The organism is Myroides sp. LJL119 (genome assembly GCF_054871605.1).
On record NZ_JBTXLO010000003.1, the window covers coordinates 62,058 to 82,239 of the forward strand.

A 20,182-nucleotide genomic window follows, 5' to 3' on the forward strand; every position below is an offset into this window, starting at 1 on the left:
GCTATGATTAACTTATTTAATGCTCATGTAGAGACTTTGTCAATTCATCGTGTTGGAAATAAAAGCAGAAATGAAGCTTATTTCCTATCCAGTGAACCATATAGATTAAACGATGAAATTGCTCCTTTATTAAAAGAGTATTTTTTTAAGCCTTTTCGTGAAAAAGAGGAGAATTACTACCAATTTGCACACGATGTAGATTTAGAATTTAACGAAATGTATAATTTAGTTAATGAGGTTTTTAATGCACCCTCGGCTGAAAACATGCATGAAGTTTCTAAAAAAATAACCAAACATTTATTTGAGCAATCTAATCATCCCCACATTAAAAACGGAGAGGTTTACGTGACTTATTTAACCAATGTATCTATTGATAATAATGTAGTAGATGCCATTGGAGTTTTTAAAAGTGAAATTAAAACAGATTTCTTACAGTTTTCTGAAAACGGTTCTAATTTAGAGATGATACTTCAACAAGGTATTAACTTAAACAAATTAGATAAAGGTTGTATTATCTTTAATTATAAAAAAGAAGAAGGCTATAAAATCTTAACAATTGATAGTAATAAATACGATGCACGTTATTGGCTGGAGCATTTCTTATCTGTTGATATCTTTCAAGATGAAGCTTTTATGACAAAGAAATACCTTAAATTTTGTCAAGATTTCGCTAAAGAAGTTGTTCTACCTGCCGAAGACAAAAAAGAAGAGGTAATGTTTATGAATCGCTCTGTTAATTACTTTGCTAAAAACGATGAGTTTGAAGAGACTAATTTCTTAAATGAAGTAATTGACAATCCCGATTTAATTTCAGAATTCAAAAATTATAAAGTAGATAAAGGCGAAAAATATAGTATTGAAGATACAACCTCATTCCCTATTGCTAATAATGCGGTTTCGGATGTTAGAAAGAAAATCAAAAATGTTATTAATTTGGATACAAATATTCAGATTAAATTAGATTTTATAAATCCAGAAAGTGCAGATAAATTTGTAGAAAAGGGCTGGGATGAAGAAAAGCAAATGTATTATTACTTAGTTTACTTTAATAAAGAACAAAAGTCGTAATTCAATATCTAAATAAATTACAAAGAATCTTTATTTTGTTTAATTTAAAAACAGATAAAGATTCTTTTTTATATAGTTCAGTTACCCTTTTTTTTTAAACCTATAAAGAGGTCTTTTTAATAATGTCAATTGGATGACTTTTGTTTAAACAATTTATTTTATGAGAGAATTTCCTAATATTTTAATATCTCAGAATGCCATGATGGGCGATTCCCAGGATATTATTAATTCAAATATTTCTGTAATTAACTTTCTAAGGGGTAATTCAGTTAATGATGATGAGTTACATCCAGATGCCTTTGCAAGTTATTGTGTAGATTATTTCAATAGTATTTTACAACAAGAAGGCTTAGCTAGCTTTGTTCATAAAACAAAATGGGATTTAGATTTAATCGAAATAATTCATGCCGGCCTTATAGCCATTGCAGATAAACAATACATCGATTATTTTGAAATGCAAATGCGAAAAATAAAAGCTTTAAGTAAGATTAAGTTATCTAAATTCTTAGAAAAACCATATGCAACAGATAAGGAGCTAATGGCTATTATACAGGATGACTCTTTTAAGAATATTCCAACAGATTTAGTGTTATTAAATGCACAGTGGCTGAAGAACCATCCAGATTTAAAAGTCTGTAGTTTGGAAGATATGCAGAAAGAAATTCAAGAATTTCTTCTTTAAAACAAACCCCCATAGTAATACTATGGGGGTTATTTTATTTCTACTATTCAAATTCAATTTTGGATATTTTAAGAGTATTCCCTTTTTTCTCTAAATATATTTTCTCTAAAGTAGATTTGTTTTCGTATTTCACTTCGTATTGAAATATAAAATCTTTTGTTTTCTCTTTTTTATTACTATCGGTTTGCTCCCAATCTTTTAATACAAAAGATTTAATGGCCCCGCTGCTTTCTTGCCTGTCTTTAATAGCATTGATTAGTTGCGTTTGTTGAGCTGTTGTAAACGAGTTTGCATCTAATAAATTAGGAATAGAATCCAATTGATTACGCATCACATGGTAATAATACCACCCCGTTAATGATTCTCCTGCTTGTTGATCACCTAAAATTTTACTGTTTTTAGTATCCTTACATGCCATTAAAGCTACACATACCAATACTAGTGTAAGAAGTTTTTTCATATATATTTAAATTTAAGTTTGAGTTAAGCATCTAATGGTTTTTTTACCTTATAGATTCTAACTAAATTTAATAAAAATTTATGAAAATAACAAATACTATTTTTTTGAAATAATATATGTATATACCCAAGTTAGAGTAAAAGTGGGTATTATATCCATACCAGGACTTACTTCTTCTATAAAATTCACAATTGCCCCTACTCTACCTATCTTGCCAGGATACATCTTAGCTAATAAATATGCGGAAATCGGAGCCCATATAAGATCGGAAAATTCACCCAAAAAAGGTACCGTGTAACTTAACATTCCAATAGCATCCAAAAAGATGCTTAATATTAGTTGACGTTTTTTAATGGTTTTATCTGAGAGTATGGGTTTTTCACGCATGGATATAACTTATTTTAGCTTACTGGCATAAGAAGCTTTGAATTTTTCAATTTTTGGTTTGACAACCATTTGGCAGTACGGATTTTGGTCTCCTTTTAAAGCAAAATAATCCTTATGGTAATCCTCTGCTACATAAAATGTGGATGCAGGAGAAATCACAGTAACAATTGGATCTTGAAAAACATTCTCTTGCTTTAAAATGTTCATATATTCGTTGGCTAATTTGGCCTGTTGTTCCGTGGTATAAAATATTTCACTTCTATATTGCGTACCAACATCTTCCCCTTGTCTGTTTAGTGTTGTTGGATTATGGGTAGAGAAAAATATTTCTAGTAATTGATTATAATTTACTTTATTAGGATCGTAAGTTATTTTAACAGCTTCGGCATGAAGAGTTTCTCCACTACAAACTTGTTCATAGGTAGGATCTGGGGTTTTACCTCCTATGTAACCTGGTAAAACTTGGTCTACTCCTTTTAAATCTTTAAATATTGCTTCTGTGCACCAAAAACACCCTCCGGCGAAAATAGCTGTTTCTAAGTTGTTTGTATTCATAATTTAGCTCTGATTTAATTTTAATCTTTACTTTAAGTAAAGTTAGTGTTTTTTGTATTGTAAATTGTTTTATCTAAGGCTATTTATTACGCTATAAAAATCGTTACTTTGTGTGGTTTAAAATAACATAACAAATGATTAGAGCTACAAATATCCACAAATATTACGAAAATCTAGAGGTTCTTAAGGGTGTTGATCTACATATTCAAAAAAAAGAGGTTGTATCAATTGTTGGGGCTAGTGGTGCAGGAAAAACTACGCTTTTACAAATTCTAGGTACATTAGATAAGCCTGAATTTCTACCAAAAACTTCCCTGATAATAAATAATATAGATATTTTAAAACTAAGTGATAGGGAGTTGTCTAAGTTTAGAAACTTAAACTTAGGATTTATCTTTCAATTTCATCAGCTTCTACCTGAGTTTACTGCCCTAGAGAATGTATGTCTTCCAGGACTAATTGCTAATAAATCAAAATCAGAGGTACAAAACAAAGCCAAAGAACTCTTAAATTATTTGGGATTGTCACATCGTGAAAATCACTTTCCATCTCAATTATCAGGAGGAGAACAACAACGTGTAGCTGTGGCTAGAGCTTTAATAAATGATCCCCAAGTTATATTTGCTGATGAGCCCTCTGGTAATTTGGATACGCAAAGTGCACAAAATCTACATGATTTATTCTTTAAACTGCGCGATGAGCTTGGTCAAACATTTGTTATTGTTACCCATAACGAAGAACTAGCCAATATGGCCGATAGAAAACTAGTAATGGTAGATGGTAATTTAACCCTGTAATAAACAAAAGGTGGAAAAAGAGATTTTAAAAGAGTTTTTAGATCAAAAAGTGATTCTATATAATAATCCTAGTTTCATTGAAGATGATCCAATTAGTATACCACATGGATATAGTTTAAAACAAGATATTGAGATATCCGGTTTTTTAAGCGCCACAATTGCATGGGGTAATCGAAAAATGATTATTAAAAATGCACAACGCATGATGCAAATCATGGGTAACTCTCCATATGATTTTGTAATGAGCCACAACCAAAAACATTTAGATGATTTAACTGGTTTTGTACATCGTACTTTTCAAGATGTTGATTTAAAAACTTTTATTGTTTCTTTAAAAAATATTTATCAAAACAAACAAGGCCTTGAAAATATTTTTAACCAATACCCTTTAGATCTTCAAAAAGGTATTTCTGAATTTAAAAAAGTTTTTTTTGAAATAGAACATGAAACTCGTACTTTAAAGCATATTTCTGATCCACTGAATAAGTCTGCAGCCAAGCGAATAAACATGTTTTTAAGATGGATGGTCAGACAAGACAACAATGGGGTTGATTTTGGAATATGGAAATCAATCAGTCCTAGTCAACTATCTTGTCCCTTGGATGTACATTCGGGTAATGTAGCCCGTAAATTGGGAATTTTAAAGCGTAAGCAAAATGATTCTAAAGCTTTACTAGAACTTGATTTAGCCTTACGAGAGATGGACCCAGTAGATCCGGTTAAGTATGACTTTGCTTTATTTGGTTTAGGGGCTATTGAAAAGTTTTAGCCCCTAGTATTTCTGTTTTTATTGAATTTCTTGGTATTTTAAGCCTATAGTATCGTAATAAATCTCTTTTACAATACCATCAGAGACTCCTATTTTAGGAACATATATTTGTTTGGAATTACTCCATTTCATTGCATTTTTATAAATCCTTAAGGCTGGTATAATCACATCGGCACGATCTGGATTTAATCCTAAATTTGAAATTCTTTCTTCATATGACATCGAGCTTAGAATATTATACTGATTACTTACATAACTATAACTTAAGGGCTTGTCTTGAGGTTTACCAGAGAGTTTAAAAATTTTATTTATATTTCCTCCTGAACCAACCACAGTAACTTGTTCAAAGTCTTTTGTTTGATCTTTTATCCAACTCTCCATATCTTTCCAGACTTGTTGACTTACCATATCGTTTATTAAGCGAACAGTTCCGTTTCGAAAGGACTTAGAAGAGATTAATTCCCCTTTATTAAATAAAGTTAATTCGGTACTCCCACCCCCTACATCTACATACATAATAGCTTTGTCGCTATTTATAAAATTTTTCAAATCAGAAGCAGCTATAATCATAGCTTCTTTCTTTCCATCTATAATACGAATGTCAATACCAGATTGCTCAAAAATTTCTTTTGTAATCTCACTGGCATTTTGCGCCTCTCGCATGGCACTAGTGGCACAGGCCATAAAACGCTCTACTTTATTTACCTTCATTAATAAAGCGAAAGCTTTCATGGAATCTATCATTCGATTTTTAGACTGTATACTAATAATTCCCTGGGTGAAAGCATCCTGACCTAAACGAACAGGTACCCTTACCAAGGAACTTTTATTAAACACAGCTTTTTTATCCTTTTCCTCTACTATATTTACAATCAACAATCGCATCGCATTGGATCCAATATCAATTGCCGCAAATTTTCTTATTCTTAACATATTACTTTTCTGTAGATAATTTGTCTTTATAATAATTAAACATCTGTTTTTGAGAATGAAATATCTCCTTCCCTTTTATTGGCCTATATGCATTATCGTTTTGTTTTGTAATCATACGGGTCTTGTAATTTCCATTCCATCCTATATCAAAGGTTGCCATTAATTGTTCACGAATATCTTTATCATAAATAGGGCAAGTTACCTCTACTCTCTCATCTAGGTTTCGTGTCATAAAATCAGCAGAAGAAATAAAAATCGCTGGATTGTTATCATTACAGAAAATATAAATTCTAGAATGCTCTAAAAAACGGTCCACAATACTAACCACCTCTATATTTTCACTCATACCTGCAACCCCGGGTATTAAAGAACAAATTCCACGTACAATTAATTGTATCTTAACACCTGCATTACTTGCCTCATACAACTTATCGATCATACGCAAATCCGATAAGCTATTCATTTTGAGCCTAATATAGGCAGGTTTACCTAAAATAGCATTTGAAATCTCCGTCTCAATTAGTTTATAAAAACCTTTACGTGTATAATGAGGCGATACCAATAAATGTTTATACTTTAATACACGATAGTTTACCTGTAAGAACTCAAATACCTTAGAAACATCTTTTAAAATACCATTATCACTAGTTAATAAAGTTACATCGGTGTAAACTCTGGCTGTACTTTCATTAAAGTTACCTGTGGAGATAAACCCATATCGTTTTACTTTCTTATTCTCTAGGCGTTCAACTAAACATATTTTACTATGTACTTTAAGTCCTTTTACCCCAAAAATAAGTTGCACACCCTCAGACTGCATTAATTCAGAATAATAAATATTACTTGCCTCATCAAATCTGGCTTGTAATTCAATTTGAGCAATTACCTTTTTTCCGTTTTTAACCGCATTGATTAAAGAACTGATAATTTGTGAGTTTTTTGCCAGTCGATACAATGTTATATTTATAGAAAGAACTTGCGGATCTAAAGCAGCCTCTCTTAAAAAGCGCACTAAATAGGAAAAGCTTTGGTATGGCGTAGAAATTAAGTAATCTTTTTTGGCCACTTGCAGTAAGATACTCTCCTCTAGATTTAATCCCGGTACGGCCAAAGGAACAAGTTTTGGATAAACCAAATCACTACGGTCCATATTGGGAAACTTCATATAATCTCTTCTGTTGTGATATCTACCTCCGGGAATAATACTATCATTCATTTCTATTTCAATATTTTCAACTAGAAATCTTAAAGTATCTAATTCCATTTCTCGATCGTAAACAAATCGCACAACCGCCCCTTGGCGTCTATCACGCACTCCGCTGGATATCTTCTCTAAAAAACTTTTGTGTAGATCGGTATCAAAGTCTAGTTCCGCATCACGAGTTACTTTAATCATGTGAGCTGCATGTGCTTTATAGTCAAATATATTAAAGATGGAGTCCAGGTTAAAACGTATAATATCATCTAACATGATAATAAACTTTTTCCCATCTTTACTAGGAAGCTCCACAAATCGATTAATTGTATTTGGAATTTCTATAATAGCATACATCAAAGGGGCTAGACTTTTCTTATTCTTTGCGCTGTCATGTTTTTTGATTAATTGCTTATCTAATACTAATTTAACCACCAAATATCCATGGGTGTCCCTTAATAAAGGAAATTCAGCTAAATCACTAAGAATAATCGTTACTAAATCTGGGGAAACCACATGAAGGAAAAAATCTTTTACAAAGGCTTGCTGCTCTTTATCGATTTGCTTTTCATTTAAAATGAAAATATTTTGGTCATCTAATTTACTTTCTACTTCATTTAAAATACGTAAAGACTCATTTTGTAATTCAATAACTCGTTGGGTTATATCCAATAACAAATCTTTTACTATTACTCCACTACCTAGGCGTCTATTGCTTTCACCCAAAAGAGTCATTCTACGTATTGTGGCGTAGCGTACCCGGAAAAATTCATCTAAATTATTGGAGAATATCCCCACAAATCGCAAACGTTCTAATAATGGGACAGTAGAGTCTGCGGCTTCTTGTAAAACTCGTTCATTAAAAGAAAGCCAACTTTTTTCTCGATCTATATAAGTAAACTTCGGTGATTTATTGCTCATCTTGTTTAAGGTCTCTAGGAAATATGGTTAATTCAATATTGCCATATTCTATATCCTCCCACTTGTCTTGGTTAAAATTTAGTATAACTACTCCACAGGTAGGAATATTATTATAAAACAGGTTACCAAATTTATTAACAAATTTTGTTATAGCATTATTATGACCAAAAAGAATTAGGCTATCGTGGCGATTTTCACATTTCTTTATAGCTTCTAACAGGGTTTTATATTCAAAAGTATAAATTTCAGGTTTTAGAATTATACAATCTAGATTCATATCCATATTTTGTCCAAAGATTACAGCTGTTTCTTTAGCTCTTTTGGCAATACTTGACCAAATGATATATTTATCGGGTAAATGCTCTATTAAAGCTGTTGAAACTAGGTGGGCATCTTTAATTCCTCGCCTGGAAAGAGGACGCTCACTATCTTTCATTACCGTATCCCAAGAGGATTTGGCATGTCTGATTAAAACTAATTTTTTCATAATAAATAACATTTAAGGGTGAGTTTTAAAAAAAATAAATTTTTTAATGGAGTTTTTTGCATAGAAATCATTTCTATATCTAAATCTAATAAAAAAAATCAAAATAAAATATATTTTAAGCTATAAAATAAAAACTTTACTTTTGACTATTATTTATAAAACTTAATAATGAAGAAATTCTCTATTGAATTTAAGTGGGCTGCCATAGCTACTCTTGCAGCACTTATTTGGATGTTTTTTATTAAATCCATGGGATATCACCAGGTAGAAAAAATTCGATATGTGGTAGGATTCGATATTTTATTTAATATCGTACTTATATTGCTTTATTACTTGGCAATAAGACAGAAAAAAAAGGAATATTATAATGGTACTATTACCTGGCAAAAAGCTTTTTTAAGTGGACTTGCTATGTGTATTATGGTTACTTTCTTTTATCCATTAATTCAATATATTACCTTTAAACAAGTAACACCTGATTTTCTTGATAATCTGCAACTTGCCCTGCAAACTCAGATTAATATGCCAAGTGATGAGGCAATTAAAAACTCTTCATTTGATTTATTTTTAAGAAACGCTGTTACAAATAACCTATCTTTTGGTGTTGTAACTGTGGCAGTAATTGCTTATTTTATCCAAAGTAAAAACACAACAAATATCAAACAACAAGCCTCTAATAAACCAGAGGTTGTTAAAGTGAAAAAAAATAAAAATAAAAATAAAAAATAGCCGTATATGAATATTACTAACATTCCTTTAATTAAAAACACCGATGCAGATAACTTTTTTCTTCTAGCTGGACCCTGCGCCATAGAATCAGAAGAAATGGCTATGCGTATTTGTGAGCGAATTGTAAAGGTTACAGATGATCTTAAAATTCCATATGTTTTCAAGGGGTCTTTTAAAAAGGCTAACCGATCAAGAATAGATAGCTTTACAGGAATTGGGGATGAAAAGGCTTTGAAAATTTTACAAAAAGTTGGAAAAGAATTTAATGTACCAACTGTAACGGATATCCATGAGAGTTCCGATGCCGATTTAGCAGCACAATACGTTGATGTTCTACAAATCCCAGCTTTTTTAGTTAGACAAACTGATTTAGTTGTGGCGGCGGCCAAAACAGGAAAAGTTGTCAATCTAAAAAAAGGACAGTTTATGAGTCCTGAAAGCATGCACCATGCGGTAACAAAAGTTTTAGATTGTCAGAATCAAAATGTAATGGTAACCGATCGCGGTACTATGTTTGGTTATCAAGATATGATAGTTGACTATAGAGGTATTCCTGCTATGAAAGAATTCGCAACCACAGTACTGGATATAACCCACTCTTTACAACAGCCCAATCAAAGCTCAGGGGTAACAGGGGGAAGACCTGATTTAATTGAAACAATAGCTAAGGCTGGTATTGCAGTTGGTGTGGATGGTTTGTTTTTAGAGACGCATTTTGACCCGGCTAATGCTAAGAGTGACGGGGCAAATATGTTACATTTAGATTATTTTGAAGATTTAATGAAAAAACTAGTTGCCATTAGACAAACAGTAAATAAATTTTAAAAAAAAATATTCCCCGTACCATTTTTATAACCAAAGAGTTAGTGATACGGGGAAAAATAAAGTTAAAAAAAAATCAACATTGTCCTTGCACATTAGAGAAACAGCGCTATATTTGCAGCGTTGAAATCAACAAAACAAGCCAAGTTGCTTACAGGGGAGATACTCAAGCGGCCAACGAGGACGGACTGTAAATCCGTTGGGAAACCTTCGCAGGTTCGAATCCTGCTCTCCCCACCTAAGTTCTATAAAATACTGAAAATACTTAATAAAATGCCAATGGGGAGATACTCAAGCGGCCAACGAGGACGGACTGTAAATCCGTTGGGAAACCTTCGCAGGTTCGAATCCTGCTCTCCCCACTACTCTTAAATATATTTAAAGAGGGCATTTTATTTTAAAGAAACCACACTGGGGAGATACTCAAGCGGCCAACGAGGACGGACTGTAAATCCGTTGGGAAACCTTCGCAGGTTCGAATCCTGCTCTCCCCACAAAATTTCTTTAAACAAGTATAATAAAACAAAGAAACCATACTGGGGAGATACTCAAGCGGCCAACGAGGACGGACTGTAAATCCGTTGGGAAACCTTCGCAGGTTCGAATCCTGCTCTCCCCACAAAATTTCTTTAAAACAAGTATAAATAATAAAACCCAAATTGGGGAGATACTCAAGCGGCCAACGAGGACGGACTGTAAATCCGTTGGGAAACCTTCGCAGGTTCGAATCCTGCTCTCCCCACAAAATTCCCTTAAAACCTGTAGCATAATTGTTACAGGTTTTTTTTATCCCTAATACCAATATAGTAACGTTCTGCTTTTTTTAAAAAACAGCAAAAACCTATATTTGTTTTACTTGAAATAACTATAAGTTCAAAAAAAGTAATGTATATTTATATAAGGTATAGACTTTACTTATTTTTTAAAAAATTTGGCACACTTGATGCTATAAAATAGTCTAGGAATTAGACATAAACTAAAGCCTGATATTAATAATAAAAATTGTCAATTATGAAAAAGAAAATTTTACTTTGTTTAGCCATGGTCTTTGCCATTGCTACAACCAATACATTTGCTCAATCCGTATCGCCAGTTCATATTGGTATAAAAGCAGGTGCAAACTTTACCGAGATGTCCACTAACTTAAAAGATTACAACAGTAAATCTGCAACTGGCTGGGGTGCGGGAGCAATGTTTAGAGTAAACATAAAAAAAGCCTATCTACAAGCAGAATTGATGTATACGGAAAAGAACGTAAAGTTCGATGGGGCAACAAATCAAGAAACCTCTACTATGAAAAACCTTGAAGTACCATTGGTTGTTGGATATCGTTTTATAAAACTTCCTGTGTTACATGTAAGAGGTTTTGCTGGAGGAGTGTACACCAATATGGTAGGAGATAATTTTAAAACAAAAGATATAGCTGGAGTTTTTGATAATTTCAACAAAGATAATCTAGGATATAGAGTTGGTCTTGGTGTAGATGTTTTAAATTTCACACTCGATGTCTCTTATGATGGAGGATTTAAAAATGTAAGTAAAGATTCTAAAACTAAGCCAAGTGCTTGGATGGTTTCTTTAGGATACTTCTTTTTCTAGAATTAAATTTTAAGATTTACCAAAAGAGTTGTTACTTTGTAGTGGCAACTCTTTTTTTTGCCAGCATTGAATTAATTAAAATAACATTTTGCAAAATGCAGAAGAACATTAATATACAAAATAAAAGGGCCAGATTTGATTATGAAATCATTGATAGGTACACAGCCGGCATTGTGTTAACGGGAACAGAAATTAAATCTATTCGACTGGGCAAGGCCAATATCGCAGAGAGTTTTTGTGAGTTTCAAGGCCATGAGCTTTTTGCCATTAATACACAAATTGAAGAATATGCATACAGTAGACATTTCAATCATAAGGCCAAAACCGAAAGAAAACTACTTTTAAATAAAAAAGAATTACGCAGTCTTTTAAAAAGTGTACAAAATAAGGGTTTAACTATTATCCCGTTACGATTATTTTTAAACGAAAGAGGTTTAGCTAAGTTAGAGATTGCTCTTTGTCGAGGAAAGAAAAATTACGATAAACGAGAAACTATGAAAGAAAGAGATACAAAAAGAGATTTAGATCGCTTGAAAAAAGCTTTTTAAAAAAATTATAAAAGCCCCAAAAAGTTAAAGCCTCTTTTGGGGCTTTTCTTGTTTTAACTCTTATTGGCAAGTAAGGGCACAAATTTAAAATCCCCATGCTCATATTTTTCAAACTGAGTTTGATTTATTCGCACAAGTTCTGTCATAATTTGGCTATGTTCCCCAAGTGGAATAATTAGCCTGCCTCCTATTTTAAGTTGAGCCATCAAAGCTTCAGGAATAAAAGGGGCTCCTGCTGTGACTATAATTGAATCATACGGGGCATAACTAGCAAGTCCCTTATAACCATCACCAAAACTCAAATGTTTAGGTCTAATACCTAATTTTGGCAATAAAGCACTTGTTTTTTTAAAAAGCTCATGTTGACGCTCTATACTATACACCCTTGCTCCCATTGCAACTAAAACTGCAGTCTGGTAACCACTCCCTGTGCCGATTTCCAGTATTTTATCTTCTTTGTTAACTTGTAAGAGTTGCGATTGAAAAGCCACGGTATAGGGTTGCGAAATTGTTTGCCCTGCTGCAATTGGAAAGGCTTTATCTTGATATGCAAAATCTTCAAAACTAGAATCTAAAAAAAGATGTCTAGGGATTTGTTTAATAGCTTGTAGTACCTTGGAGTCACTAATACCTTTTTGCTCAAGGCTTTGTACTAATTTGTTTCTTAAACCTTGATGTTTTACAGAATCTTTCACTATTGTTAAAATTAGTTTAAAACAAAAATACACATTATATCTAATAAATGAAGTCTTATTAACTGCTTTGAAAAATAACTATAAAAACCTATATAAAATTTAAATATATCCAATAGGTTTTCTCCTTATGGGTAGCTTCTAGTTTTTTTTAAAGGGTGTTTATTCTTCCACTATTTTTTAGCCAATTACCGGCTATTCACAAAAGACTAATAAATCTGATAAAAACTACTATTTTAACAATTGTAAATGTTTTGGAATTTATTTTGCCTAAAAAGACATTTAAATCAAAATAAAAACAATCCAGAACACAACTAATTGAAAATTAATAAAATAAATAGTTTTTACTTTTTCAACAATACAGACTGCTTACTTATCCACTACTGAGAAACATAAATAATACCTATTGGTGTTTGGTATTATATCGCTCAAGATTGTTTTACCAAGGTTTTTAAAAAAATTAAAACACTAAAGTTTATGGTGCTTTTTTTACCCAAAGAGATAAATATGTTATATTTTTGTTGGAAATAAATTTAATATGCTAAAAGTTGGTGTATTGGGAGCAGGTCACTTAGGTAAGATTCACTTACGTTTGCTTAACCAATCAGAAAAGTACGAGTTAGTAGGGTTTTATGACCCTTGTGAAGAAAATGCCATTAAAGTTGAAAATGAATTTGGATATAATCGCTTTACTAGTATTGAAGAATTAATACAATCTGTGGATGTTGTTGATATTGTCACTCCAACCTTATCTCATTTTGAATGTGCAAAGCAAGCCATCCAGGCAGGTAAGCATGTTTTTTTAGAGAAACCAATTACAACCACTGTACAAGAGGCTGAGCAATTAATTGCCTTAACCCAGCAATATAATGTAAAGGGTCAAGTGGGACATGTAGAACGTTTTAACCCAGCCTTCCAAGCTGTTGTCTCTAAAATTGAAAATCCAATGTTTATTGAAACTCACCGATTAGCTGAATTTAATCCTCGAGGTACAGATGTACCGGTGGTATTGGATTTAATGATTCATGATTTAGATGCAATCCTAAGTGTTGTGAAATCTCCTGTTAAAAAGGTAAGCGCTAGTGGAGTTGCTATTTTAAGTGAATCCCCTGATATTGCTAATGCTAGAGTAGAATTTGAAAATGGATGTGTTGCCAATATTACCTCTAGTAGAATCTCTATGAAAAATATGCGAAAAACTCGCTTTTTTCAAAAAGACGCTTATATATCGATAGATTACTTAGAGAAAACTTGTGAGGTAGTTAAAATGAAAGAGGCTCCGAAGAATCCAGGCGATTTTGATTTAATTCTACAAAATGCAGAGGGCGTAAAAAAACAAATTTATTACGATAATCCACAAGTAAAACAAAATAATGCTATTTTAGACGAGTTAGAAACCTTCCACGATGCCATTGTAAATAACACCACGCCTGTTGTTACTCTACAAGATGGAACCAATGCTTTGCGCTTGGCCTATCAAATCATCGAGGCTTTTGACCATTAAAATAAATACTAATAAAAAACTAGAAAATAATTATGAAGAACATTGCAGTAATTGGTGCAGGTACTATGGGTAATGGGATCGCTCACACCTTTGCACAAAAAGGTTTTACCGTTTTATTAATTGATATTTGTGAAAAATCTATTGACAAAGGAATGGCTACTATAGCTAAAAACTTAGATAGAATGATTGCAAAGGGATCTATTACTGAAGCAGACAAAAAATCTACTCTTGAAAATATTATCACCTACACCGATATAAAAGATGGAGTGGTAAACGCAGATTTAGTAGTTGAGGCTGCAACTGAAAATGTAACTTTAAAATTAAATATATTTAAAGAGTTAAGTCAAGTTTGTAGAGAGGACGTTATTTTAGCCTCTAATACATCTTCTATTTCAATAACACAAATTGCTTCGGTTGTTAAGAATCCACAACGCGTAATTGGAATGCATTTTATGAATCCAGTTCCGATAATGAAACTTGTAGAGATAATTCGTGGATATAATACCTCTGATCAAGTTACAAAGACTATTATGGATTTATCAGTTACACTTGGTAAAACTCCAACTGAGGTAAATGACTACCCAGGCTTTGTGGCTAACCGCATTTTAATGCCTATGATTAATGAGGCTATAGAGACCCTTTACAATGGTGTTGCAGGTGTGCAAGAAATCGATACGGTTATGCGTTTAGGAATGGCACATCCAATGGGACCCTTACAGTTAGCTGATTTTATTGGTTTAGATGTTTGTTTATCTATCTTAAATGTAATGTATGAAGGATTTAAAAACCCTAAATACGCACCTTGTCCATTACTTGTTAATATGGTAATGGCTGGAAAATTAGGTGTGAAATCATCAGAAGGATTCTACGATTATTCCCAGAGTAAAAAAGCAGAACACGTAGCTAAGATGTTCTTGTAATAAATATATAATAACCAAATTAAAGGCAACTGGTTTAAATCAGTTGTCTTTATGATTTTGATACCATAAGAATGGCAAAAATAATACCTTTTCAGGGCATACGCCCTACTAAAGATAAAGTTAGCTTGGTTAGTTGTAGGTCTTTTGAAGATTATACAGCAGTTGAACTGGCCTATCTTTTAGATTTTAACCCTTTTTCTTTTTTACATGTTTTAAACCCAGCTTATGTTAATCTTCAAAAGGTAACAAGTGATAAAAGATTTAAAATGGTGTCGGCTAAATTAAACGATTTTAAAAAAGAAGGAATTTTACTTAAAGAGGAAAAGCCTGTTTTTTATGTTTACCAAATCAAAACAAAAACATCCAATTTCACTGGCATCATAGCTGGTTGTTCTTTAGAGGATTATCAAAGTGGTGTTATTAAAAGACATGAAGATACCTTAGAGTATCGAGTAGCATTATTTAAAGAGTATTTAGACTATAGCAAATTTAATACCGAGCCTGTTTTAATGATGTACCCGGATAAAGAATCTATTAATAATTGGTTAGATCAACAAAAAGAGCAAAGACCTATTTATGATTTTTCAACGGTAACCAGAGAAAGACATACTATTTGGAAAATAGAACAACAAAGTGATATTGATTGGTTGTGTCAAGAATTTGAAAATATATCCGAGTTATATATCGCCGATGGACACCATCGATTTGCTTCGGCAGATCTTTTACAAAAACAAGATCCTGGCAATACAAAAGGAATAAATAATTCCGTAATGACTTATCTTATTTCAGAAAGCAATATTAAGATATATGAATTTAATCGAATTATTCACGATTTAAACAACCATACCAAAGAAGAGTTTTTAGCCTTAATTGAAGAGAAATTTCATGTAATCAATAAAGAACAGCAATTATGGAAACCTACAAAAAAAATGGAATTTGGGATGTATTTAGATGGGGATTTTTATGCGCTTCGTCTAAAGCATATTCACAAGACAGATGATATATTACAACAATTAGACGCTCAGATTCTCTACGATCAAGTACTACACCCTATACTTGGATTAGATGATTTACGTAATGATGCAAGGATTGATTATATACCTGGTAACCAGTCTATAGTTTCTATTAAAGAAATGGTGGATGAAGGTGAATATGAGGTTGGTTTTATGTTATATCCAACCAATGTAGAAGAGATTAAACAAGTGGCGGATAATTCATTAATTATGCCTCCTAAGAGTACATATATAGAACCAAAATTCATGAATGGTTTATTTATTTACGAAATTTAAATATTTTTATTATGCGTATTGATGAGAATTTAATGAAAGTTAAGCAAGAATTACCAGATCAGGTAAGTTTAGTGGCGGTTTCTAAAACAAAACCCAATGACTTGATTTTGGAAGCTTATGCGGCTGGTCAGCGTATTTTTGGGGAAAACAAAATTCAAGAAATGTGTGATAAACACCAAGAGCTTCCCAAAGATATACAATGGCACATGATAGGTCATGTACAACGAAACAAGGTTAAGTATATGGCTGCTTTTGTAAGTTTGATTCACGCGGTGGATAGCATGCGTTTACTAAAAGAAATAAATAAGCAAGCAAAAAACAACAACCGTGTAATTGATTGTTTACTACAGGTTTACATTGCAAGTGAGCAAACTAAATTTGGTTTAGATAAACAAGAGCTTTTAGATATTTTAGGGAGTCAAGAATTTAAAGAATTCAAAAACATACGTATCAAAGGTCTAATGGGCATGGCTAGCTTTACAACAGATAAGCAGCAAATAGAAAATGAATTCACAGAATTAAACCAAATATATAACCTTATTAAACAAGATTATAGTGGTTTAGAAAATATAGATTTAGATACCTTATCAATGGGAATGAGTAACGATTACAAAATCGCCATAGACTGTGGCAGTACAATGGTTCGCATTGGTAGTAGTATTTTTGGTGATCGAAATTATTAATTAATATTTTAGCATATTGTACGCGATTTTAGATATAGAAACTACAGGAGGTCAGTTTAATGAAGAGGGAATTACAGAGATTGCCATTTATAAATTTGACGGTGATCAAGTCGTTGATCAATTTATTAGTCTGATCAATCCGGAGATTGAAATTCAGCCATTTGTGGTAAAACTAACCGGTATTAATAATGCCATGTTACGTTTGGCACCTAAATTTTATGAGGTAGCTAAACGAATCTTAGAAATAACGCAAGATTGCGTTGTTGTGGCACATAATTCCGAGTTTGATTATCGCGTACTTAGGACCGAGTTTAGAAGATTAGGATTTGATTATCAACGTGAAACATTGTGTACCGTTGAACTCTCGCAAAAGTTACTACCTGATATGGCATCTTATTCTTTGGGAAAATTAGTTCGCTCCTTAGGTATTCCTATCTCTGATAGACATCGTGCAAGTGGTGATGCTTTAGCTACAGTTAAACTGTTTCAATTATTACTATCTAAAGACACCCAAAAAAGTATTGTTACCTCTATGATTAAGACCGATATAAAAACTGGGCTTAATCCAAAATTCTTAGATATTTTAGATAGTCTACCTAGTCAAGTAGGTATTTATTATATACATGATGAGAAAGGTAATATTATTTATATAGGGAAAAGTAGAAATATCAAAAAGAAAATTCAACAACATTTCACTAGCAACTCCCCTGTCTTTAAAAAAATTCAACAACAAACCTATACGGTTACTTTTGAGAAAACAGGAAATGAACTAATTGCTTTATTAAAACAAAGTGAAGAAATTGAATTAAATAAACCTAAATACAACAAAGTTAGTAAAAAGAACGTTTTTCCTTACTCTGTATATTTAAAGACCAACTTGCAGGGATACTTTTACTTTACCATTGAGAAGACAGATGGTAGAAAAAAAAGTATTATGGCTTGTACCACTTACAATGAAGGCAAAAAGTTTATAGACAAAATAACAACGAATTTTACCTATGATTACTATTTGGAATGTTTATATGATAAAAAATCCAAGAAAATAACTTCTGAGACATTTTCCAAAGATTTACAAATAGATAAAAGTACATATAATGAGCTTTTTCTAAGTATGTTAAACCCTTATAATGTAGATAAAGGCACTATTTTAATTTCAGGAAAGGGACGTAAATTAGAAGAAAAAAGCGCAATTGTACTTCAAGATGGCAAGCTACTTGGGTATTGTTTTTATGATTTAAATTACCAGGTTAATTCTCTTGAGAGAATAAGTAGTAACTTAATACCGATAAACTTTCACAGAAATAATAGAAATATTGTATTAAATTACTTAAATAAAAAGGTTGGTTATAAAATAACACGTTTTAATTCGGACAATAGTGAGAAAGAGGTTAAAGAATAAATGGGATATTTTAAAACAAAAGATATACATTATCATCTATGGTTCTAATACCTTAGGTGGAAAGCTTTTTGATGTAGCTCTTTTGGCTGTTATTTTATTGAGTGTGTTTTTAATCATGCTAGAATCAGTTCAAAGCGTTGATACTAAACATCACACTGCTTTAAAGTTTTTAGAGTGGGTTATAACAGTTTTCTTTACAATTGAGTATGTGTTGCGTATTTTATGTAATAGAAAGCCATTAAATTATATTTTTAGTTTTTATGGTATTGTAGACTTTATGTCAATCTTACCGATGTATTTGTCATTCTTTATTGCCGATGTAGAGATATTAACTGTTGTTAGAGCTCTTCGTTTATTACGCTTGTTCCAGATTTTAAACCTAGTTCCTTATATTGGTCAGGAGTCTCATTTAAAACTGGCTATTAAAGCTAGTAAAACAAAGATTATAGTTTTTGTCTATTTTATATTAGTAATGAGTGTTATCCTGGGTGCTTTAATGTACGTTATCGAGGGTAAAGAGAACGGATTCAATAACATACCAAGAAGTATTTATTGGTGTGTGGTAACATTAACTACCGTTGGTTATGGAGATATTGCTCCCCAGACTATGTATGGTCAAATGATCGCAACTCTGATTATGATTATGGGATATGGTATTATTGCCGTACCTACAGGTATTGTTACTGCTGAATTTTCAAATATTAAAAGAAATCGATTAGATGCAAGAAATCGCAGGAACTGCAATTCATGCACAACAACAATTTATGATGATGATGCCAATTATTGTTATAACTGTGGAGAAAAACTAGAAGATGCATACAAATAAAGATAAGAATTACTTAATTGTCGTTGTTGGGCCAACAGCGATAGGCAAAACAGCATTGGCCATAGAAATTGCTAAACATTACAATAGTGAAATTATTTCCTGCGATTCAAGACAGTTTTATAAACAAATGAATATAGGAACAGCTGTCCCATGTGACAAAGAGCTCGAAGCGGTACCACATCATTTTATACAAAATATCTCTATTGAAGACTTGTATAGTGTGGGAGATTTTGAGAAACAAGCTATTGCTAAATTAGATCAACTCTTTGAAAAAAATAATATCCAAGTCATGGTAGGTGGTTCGGGGTTGTATGTAAAGGCTGTGATACAAGGATTAGATGATTTTCCTGAAATAGCCCCTGAGATCCGAGAGAGTTTAAATCTGGAATATAAGCAAAATGGATTAGCCCCTTTACAAGAACTTTTAAAGGAGTTAGATTTTGAACACTATCAAAAAGTTGCATTAGATAATCCCCAAAGAGTTATAAGAGCCTTAGAGGTTTGCTTAGGAACCAATCGCGCTTACTCTTCTTTTTTAAATCAAAAATCAACACAAAGAAACTTCACCCCTATTTTAATTGGTTTAACAGCTGAGCGCCAAGCCATGTATCAAAGAATCAATGATAGAGTGGATCAAATGATAGAGAAAGGTTTAGTTCAAGAGGTTCGCTCACTTTTAGATTACAAAGACCACAATGCGCTTCAAACCGTTGGATATAGAGAAATTTTTGAATATCTGAATCAGGAGTGTTCCTTAGATTTTGCTATTTCAGAAATCAAAAAAAATACTAGACGTTTTGCAAAAAGACAAATAACCTGGTTTAATCGAACACCAAACATCCACTGGTTTGACTATCAATCGGACTTAAATCCAATTTTACAAACCATAGAAAAGTCCATGAAAAAATAAAGACAGT

Annotated in this window: 22 protein-coding genes and 5 tRNA genes; 20 read left to right on the forward strand and 7 right to left on the reverse strand. The window is 32.2% G+C overall.

What is annotated here, in order from left to right; translation table 11 throughout:
- The first annotated feature begins 3 nt into the window (after nt 1-3).
- Nucleotides 4-1,068 carry a nucleoid-associated protein gene (locus ACYSNV_RS05235; protein ID WP_461761512.1) on the forward strand — a complete coding sequence of 355 codons (1,065 nt, stop codon included), beginning with the start codon at nt 4-6 and terminating at the stop codon, nt 1,066-1,068.
- A 160-nt stretch (nt 1,069-1,228) separates the two neighbouring features.
- Nucleotides 1,229-1,750, forward strand: a complete 522-nt coding sequence (locus ACYSNV_RS05240; RefSeq protein WP_461761513.1) for a DMP19 family protein — start codon at nt 1,229-1,231, stop codon at nt 1,748-1,750.
- A 43-nt stretch (nt 1,751-1,793) separates the two neighbouring features.
- On the opposite strand, the gene ACYSNV_RS05245 is transcribed toward ACYSNV_RS05240, so the two are convergent.
- From ACYSNV_RS05245 to msrA, 3 genes are all read right to left on the reverse strand, one after another.
- On the reverse strand, nt 1,794-2,210 hold the full coding sequence (locus ACYSNV_RS05245; RefSeq protein ID WP_461761514.1) for a hypothetical protein: 417 nt from the start codon (nt 2,208-2,210) through the stop codon (nt 1,794-1,796).
- A 96-nt stretch (nt 2,211-2,306) separates the two neighbouring features.
- Nucleotides 2,307-2,597, reverse strand: coding sequence for a hypothetical protein (locus tag ACYSNV_RS05250; RefSeq protein WP_461761515.1), 291 nt, complete (start codon nt 2,595-2,597; stop codon nt 2,307-2,309).
- A 9-nt stretch (nt 2,598-2,606) separates the two neighbouring features.
- On the reverse strand, nt 2,607-3,152 hold the full coding sequence (msrA, locus tag ACYSNV_RS05255) for a peptide-methionine (S)-S-oxide reductase MsrA (protein ID WP_461761516.1): 546 nt from the start codon (nt 3,150-3,152) through the stop codon (nt 2,607-2,609).
- A gap of 134 nt (nt 3,153-3,286) precedes the next feature.
- Here msrA and ACYSNV_RS05260 point away from each other — a divergent pair, with 134 nt between their 5' ends.
- Both ACYSNV_RS05260 and ACYSNV_RS05265 read left to right on the forward strand, forming a co-directional pair.
- Nucleotides 3,287-3,949: an ABC transporter ATP-binding protein gene (locus ACYSNV_RS05260; protein ID WP_461761517.1), complete on the forward strand. Its 663-nt coding sequence runs from the start codon at nt 3,287-3,289 to the stop codon at nt 3,947-3,949.
- 10 nt (nt 3,950-3,959) lie between these two features.
- The gene (locus tag ACYSNV_RS05265) at nt 3,960-4,718 is read left to right on the forward strand and encodes a TIGR02757 family protein (protein WP_461761518.1); all 759 of its coding nucleotides are present in this window, start codon (nt 3,960-3,962) and stop codon (nt 4,716-4,718) included.
- A gap of 18 nt (nt 4,719-4,736) precedes the next feature.
- On the opposite strand, the gene ACYSNV_RS05270 is transcribed toward ACYSNV_RS05265, so the two are convergent.
- From ACYSNV_RS05270 to ACYSNV_RS05280, 3 genes are read right to left on the reverse strand one after another with little or no spacing between them, the layout of a single operon-like run.
- Nucleotides 4,737-5,651 (reverse strand): Ppx/GppA phosphatase family protein, encoded by a 915-nt coding sequence (locus tag ACYSNV_RS05270; RefSeq protein WP_461761519.1) that lies wholly within the window; start codon nt 5,649-5,651, stop codon nt 4,737-4,739.
- 1 nt (nt 5,652) lies between these two features.
- The gene (ppk1, locus tag ACYSNV_RS05275; RefSeq protein ID WP_461761520.1) at nt 5,653-7,767 is read right to left on the reverse strand and encodes a polyphosphate kinase 1; all 2,115 of its coding nucleotides are present in this window, start codon (nt 7,765-7,767) and stop codon (nt 5,653-5,655) included.
- On the reverse strand, nt 7,757-8,254 hold the full coding sequence (locus ACYSNV_RS05280; protein ID WP_461761521.1) for a SixA phosphatase family protein: 498 nt from the start codon (nt 8,252-8,254) through the stop codon (nt 7,757-7,759). Before ACYSNV_RS05280 ends, ppk1 begins: the two co-directional genes overlap by 11 nt.
- A 168-nt stretch (nt 8,255-8,422) precedes the next feature.
- On the opposite strand from ACYSNV_RS05280, the gene ACYSNV_RS05285 reads away from it, so the two are divergent.
- The 9 genes from ACYSNV_RS05285 to smpB all read left to right on the forward strand — a co-directional run bounded on the left by ACYSNV_RS05285 (nt 8,423) and on the right by smpB (nt 11,952).
- Complete coding sequence (locus ACYSNV_RS05285) at nt 8,423-8,983, forward strand: DUF4199 domain-containing protein (RefSeq protein WP_461761522.1); 561 nt, start codon at nt 8,423-8,425, stop codon at nt 8,981-8,983.
- A gap of 6 nt (nt 8,984-8,989) precedes the next feature.
- Nucleotides 8,990-9,808 carry a 3-deoxy-8-phosphooctulonate synthase gene (kdsA, locus tag ACYSNV_RS05290; RefSeq protein ID WP_461761523.1) on the forward strand — a complete coding sequence of 273 codons (819 nt, stop codon included), beginning with the start codon at nt 8,990-8,992 and terminating at the stop codon, nt 9,806-9,808.
- Between the two features lie 153 nt (nt 9,809-9,961).
- A tRNA-Tyr gene (locus tag ACYSNV_RS05295) sits at nt 9,962-10,042 on the forward strand.
- A 44-nt stretch (nt 10,043-10,086) separates the two neighbouring features.
- Nucleotides 10,087-10,167: transfer RNA gene (locus tag ACYSNV_RS05300), tRNA-Tyr, on the forward strand.
- A 51-nt stretch (nt 10,168-10,218) separates the two neighbouring features.
- Nucleotides 10,219-10,299, forward strand: a tRNA-Tyr gene (locus ACYSNV_RS05305).
- Between the two features lie 44 nt (nt 10,300-10,343).
- Nucleotides 10,344-10,424 (forward strand) — tRNA-Tyr (locus tag ACYSNV_RS05310).
- A gap of 42 nt (nt 10,425-10,466) precedes the next feature.
- Nucleotides 10,467-10,547: transfer RNA gene (locus ACYSNV_RS05315), tRNA-Tyr, on the forward strand.
- A 269-nt stretch (nt 10,548-10,816) separates the two neighbouring features.
- Nucleotides 10,817-11,404 carry a porin family protein gene (locus ACYSNV_RS05320; protein WP_461761524.1) on the forward strand — a complete coding sequence of 196 codons (588 nt, stop codon included), beginning with the start codon at nt 10,817-10,819 and terminating at the stop codon, nt 11,402-11,404.
- A 95-nt stretch (nt 11,405-11,499) separates the two neighbouring features.
- Nucleotides 11,500-11,952 (forward strand): SsrA-binding protein SmpB, encoded by a 453-nt coding sequence (gene smpB, locus ACYSNV_RS05325; protein ID WP_461761525.1) that lies wholly within the window; start codon nt 11,500-11,502, stop codon nt 11,950-11,952.
- Nucleotides 11,953-12,005: 53 nt separating this feature from the next.
- On the opposite strand, the gene ACYSNV_RS05330 is transcribed toward smpB, so the two are convergent.
- Nucleotides 12,006-12,647, reverse strand: a complete 642-nt coding sequence (locus ACYSNV_RS05330; protein ID WP_461761526.1) for a protein-L-isoaspartate(D-aspartate) O-methyltransferase — start codon at nt 12,645-12,647, stop codon at nt 12,006-12,008.
- Between the two features lie 535 nt (nt 12,648-13,182).
- On the opposite strand from ACYSNV_RS05330, the gene ACYSNV_RS05335 reads away from it, so the two are divergent.
- The 7 genes from ACYSNV_RS05335 (at nt 13,183) to miaA (ending at nt 20,175) form a co-directional block, all read left to right on the forward strand.
- Nucleotides 13,183-14,148, forward strand: a complete 966-nt coding sequence (locus tag ACYSNV_RS05335) for a Gfo/Idh/MocA family protein (protein WP_461761527.1) — start codon at nt 13,183-13,185, stop codon at nt 14,146-14,148.
- 32 nt (nt 14,149-14,180) lie between these two features.
- A complete protein-coding gene (locus ACYSNV_RS05340; protein WP_461761528.1) occupies nt 14,181-15,068 on the forward strand; it encodes a 3-hydroxyacyl-CoA dehydrogenase family protein in 888 nt (295 codons plus the stop codon).
- A 71-nt stretch (nt 15,069-15,139) separates the two neighbouring features.
- The gene (locus ACYSNV_RS05345) at nt 15,140-16,357 is read left to right on the forward strand and encodes a DUF1015 domain-containing protein (protein ID WP_461761529.1); all 1,218 of its coding nucleotides are present in this window, start codon (nt 15,140-15,142) and stop codon (nt 16,355-16,357) included.
- A gap of 11 nt (nt 16,358-16,368) precedes the next feature.
- On the forward strand, nt 16,369-17,040 hold the full coding sequence (locus ACYSNV_RS05350; RefSeq protein WP_461761530.1) for a YggS family pyridoxal phosphate-dependent enzyme: 672 nt from the start codon (nt 16,369-16,371) through the stop codon (nt 17,038-17,040).
- Nucleotides 17,041-17,056: 16 nt separating this feature from the next.
- Nucleotides 17,057-18,439: an exonuclease domain-containing protein gene (locus ACYSNV_RS05355; protein ID WP_461761531.1), complete on the forward strand. Its 1,383-nt coding sequence runs from the start codon at nt 17,057-17,059 to the stop codon at nt 18,437-18,439.
- Complete coding sequence (locus tag ACYSNV_RS05360; RefSeq protein WP_461761532.1) at nt 18,417-19,265, forward strand: ion transporter; 849 nt, start codon at nt 18,417-18,419, stop codon at nt 19,263-19,265. Before ACYSNV_RS05355 ends, ACYSNV_RS05360 begins: the two co-directional genes overlap by 23 nt.
- Nucleotides 19,252-20,175: a tRNA (adenosine(37)-N6)-dimethylallyltransferase MiaA gene (gene miaA / locus ACYSNV_RS05365; protein WP_461761533.1), complete on the forward strand. Its 924-nt coding sequence runs from the start codon at nt 19,252-19,254 to the stop codon at nt 20,173-20,175. The genes ACYSNV_RS05360 and miaA overlap by 14 nt, the downstream gene beginning before the upstream one ends.
- Nucleotides 20,176-20,182: the final 7 nt, after the last annotated feature.

Bases quoted from the DNA above. Each gene is read 5' to 3' on its own strand.
- ACYSNV_RS05235 (WP_461761512.1), top strand. From the start codon at position 4: ATGATTAACTTATTTAATGCTCATGTAGAGACTTTGTCAATTCATCGT.
- ACYSNV_RS05240 (WP_461761513.1), top strand. From the start codon at position 1,229: ATGAGAGAATTTCCTAATATTTTAATATCTCAGAATGCCATGATGGGC.
- ACYSNV_RS05245 (WP_461761514.1), bottom strand. From the start codon at position 2,210: ATGAAAAAACTTCTTACACTAGTATTGGTATGTGTAGCTTTAATGGCA.
- ACYSNV_RS05250 (WP_461761515.1), bottom strand. From the start codon at position 2,597: ATGCGTGAAAAACCCATACTCTCAGATAAAACCATTAAAAAACGTCAA.
- msrA (WP_461761516.1), bottom strand. From the start codon at position 3,152: ATGAATACAAACAACTTAGAAACAGCTATTTTCGCCGGAGGGTGTTTT.
- ACYSNV_RS05260 (WP_461761517.1), top strand. From the start codon at position 3,287: ATGATTAGAGCTACAAATATCCACAAATATTACGAAAATCTAGAGGTT.
- ACYSNV_RS05270 (WP_461761519.1), bottom strand. From the start codon at position 5,651: ATGTTAAGAATAAGAAAATTTGCGGCAATTGATATTGGATCCAATGCG.
- ppk1 (WP_461761520.1), bottom strand. From the start codon at position 7,767: ATGAGCAATAAATCACCGAAGTTTACTTATATAGATCGAGAAAAAAGT.
- ACYSNV_RS05280 (WP_461761521.1), bottom strand. From the start codon at position 8,254: ATGAAAAAATTAGTTTTAATCAGACATGCCAAATCCTCTTGGGATACG.
- ACYSNV_RS05285 (WP_461761522.1), top strand. From the start codon at position 8,423: ATGAAGAAATTCTCTATTGAATTTAAGTGGGCTGCCATAGCTACTCTT.
- kdsA (WP_461761523.1), top strand. From the start codon at position 8,990: ATGAATATTACTAACATTCCTTTAATTAAAAACACCGATGCAGATAAC.
- ACYSNV_RS05320 (WP_461761524.1), top strand. From the start codon at position 10,817: ATGAAAAAGAAAATTTTACTTTGTTTAGCCATGGTCTTTGCCATTGCT.
- smpB (WP_461761525.1), top strand. From the start codon at position 11,500: ATGCAGAAGAACATTAATATACAAAATAAAAGGGCCAGATTTGATTAT.
- ACYSNV_RS05335 (WP_461761527.1), top strand. From the start codon at position 13,183: ATGCTAAAAGTTGGTGTATTGGGAGCAGGTCACTTAGGTAAGATTCAC.
- ACYSNV_RS05340 (WP_461761528.1), top strand. From the start codon at position 14,181: ATGAAGAACATTGCAGTAATTGGTGCAGGTACTATGGGTAATGGGATC.
- ACYSNV_RS05345 (WP_461761529.1), top strand. From the start codon at position 15,140: ATGGCAAAAATAATACCTTTTCAGGGCATACGCCCTACTAAAGATAAA.
- ACYSNV_RS05350 (WP_461761530.1), top strand. From the start codon at position 16,369: ATGCGTATTGATGAGAATTTAATGAAAGTTAAGCAAGAATTACCAGAT.
- miaA (WP_461761533.1), top strand. From the start codon at position 19,252: ATGCATACAAATAAAGATAAGAATTACTTAATTGTCGTTGTTGGGCCA.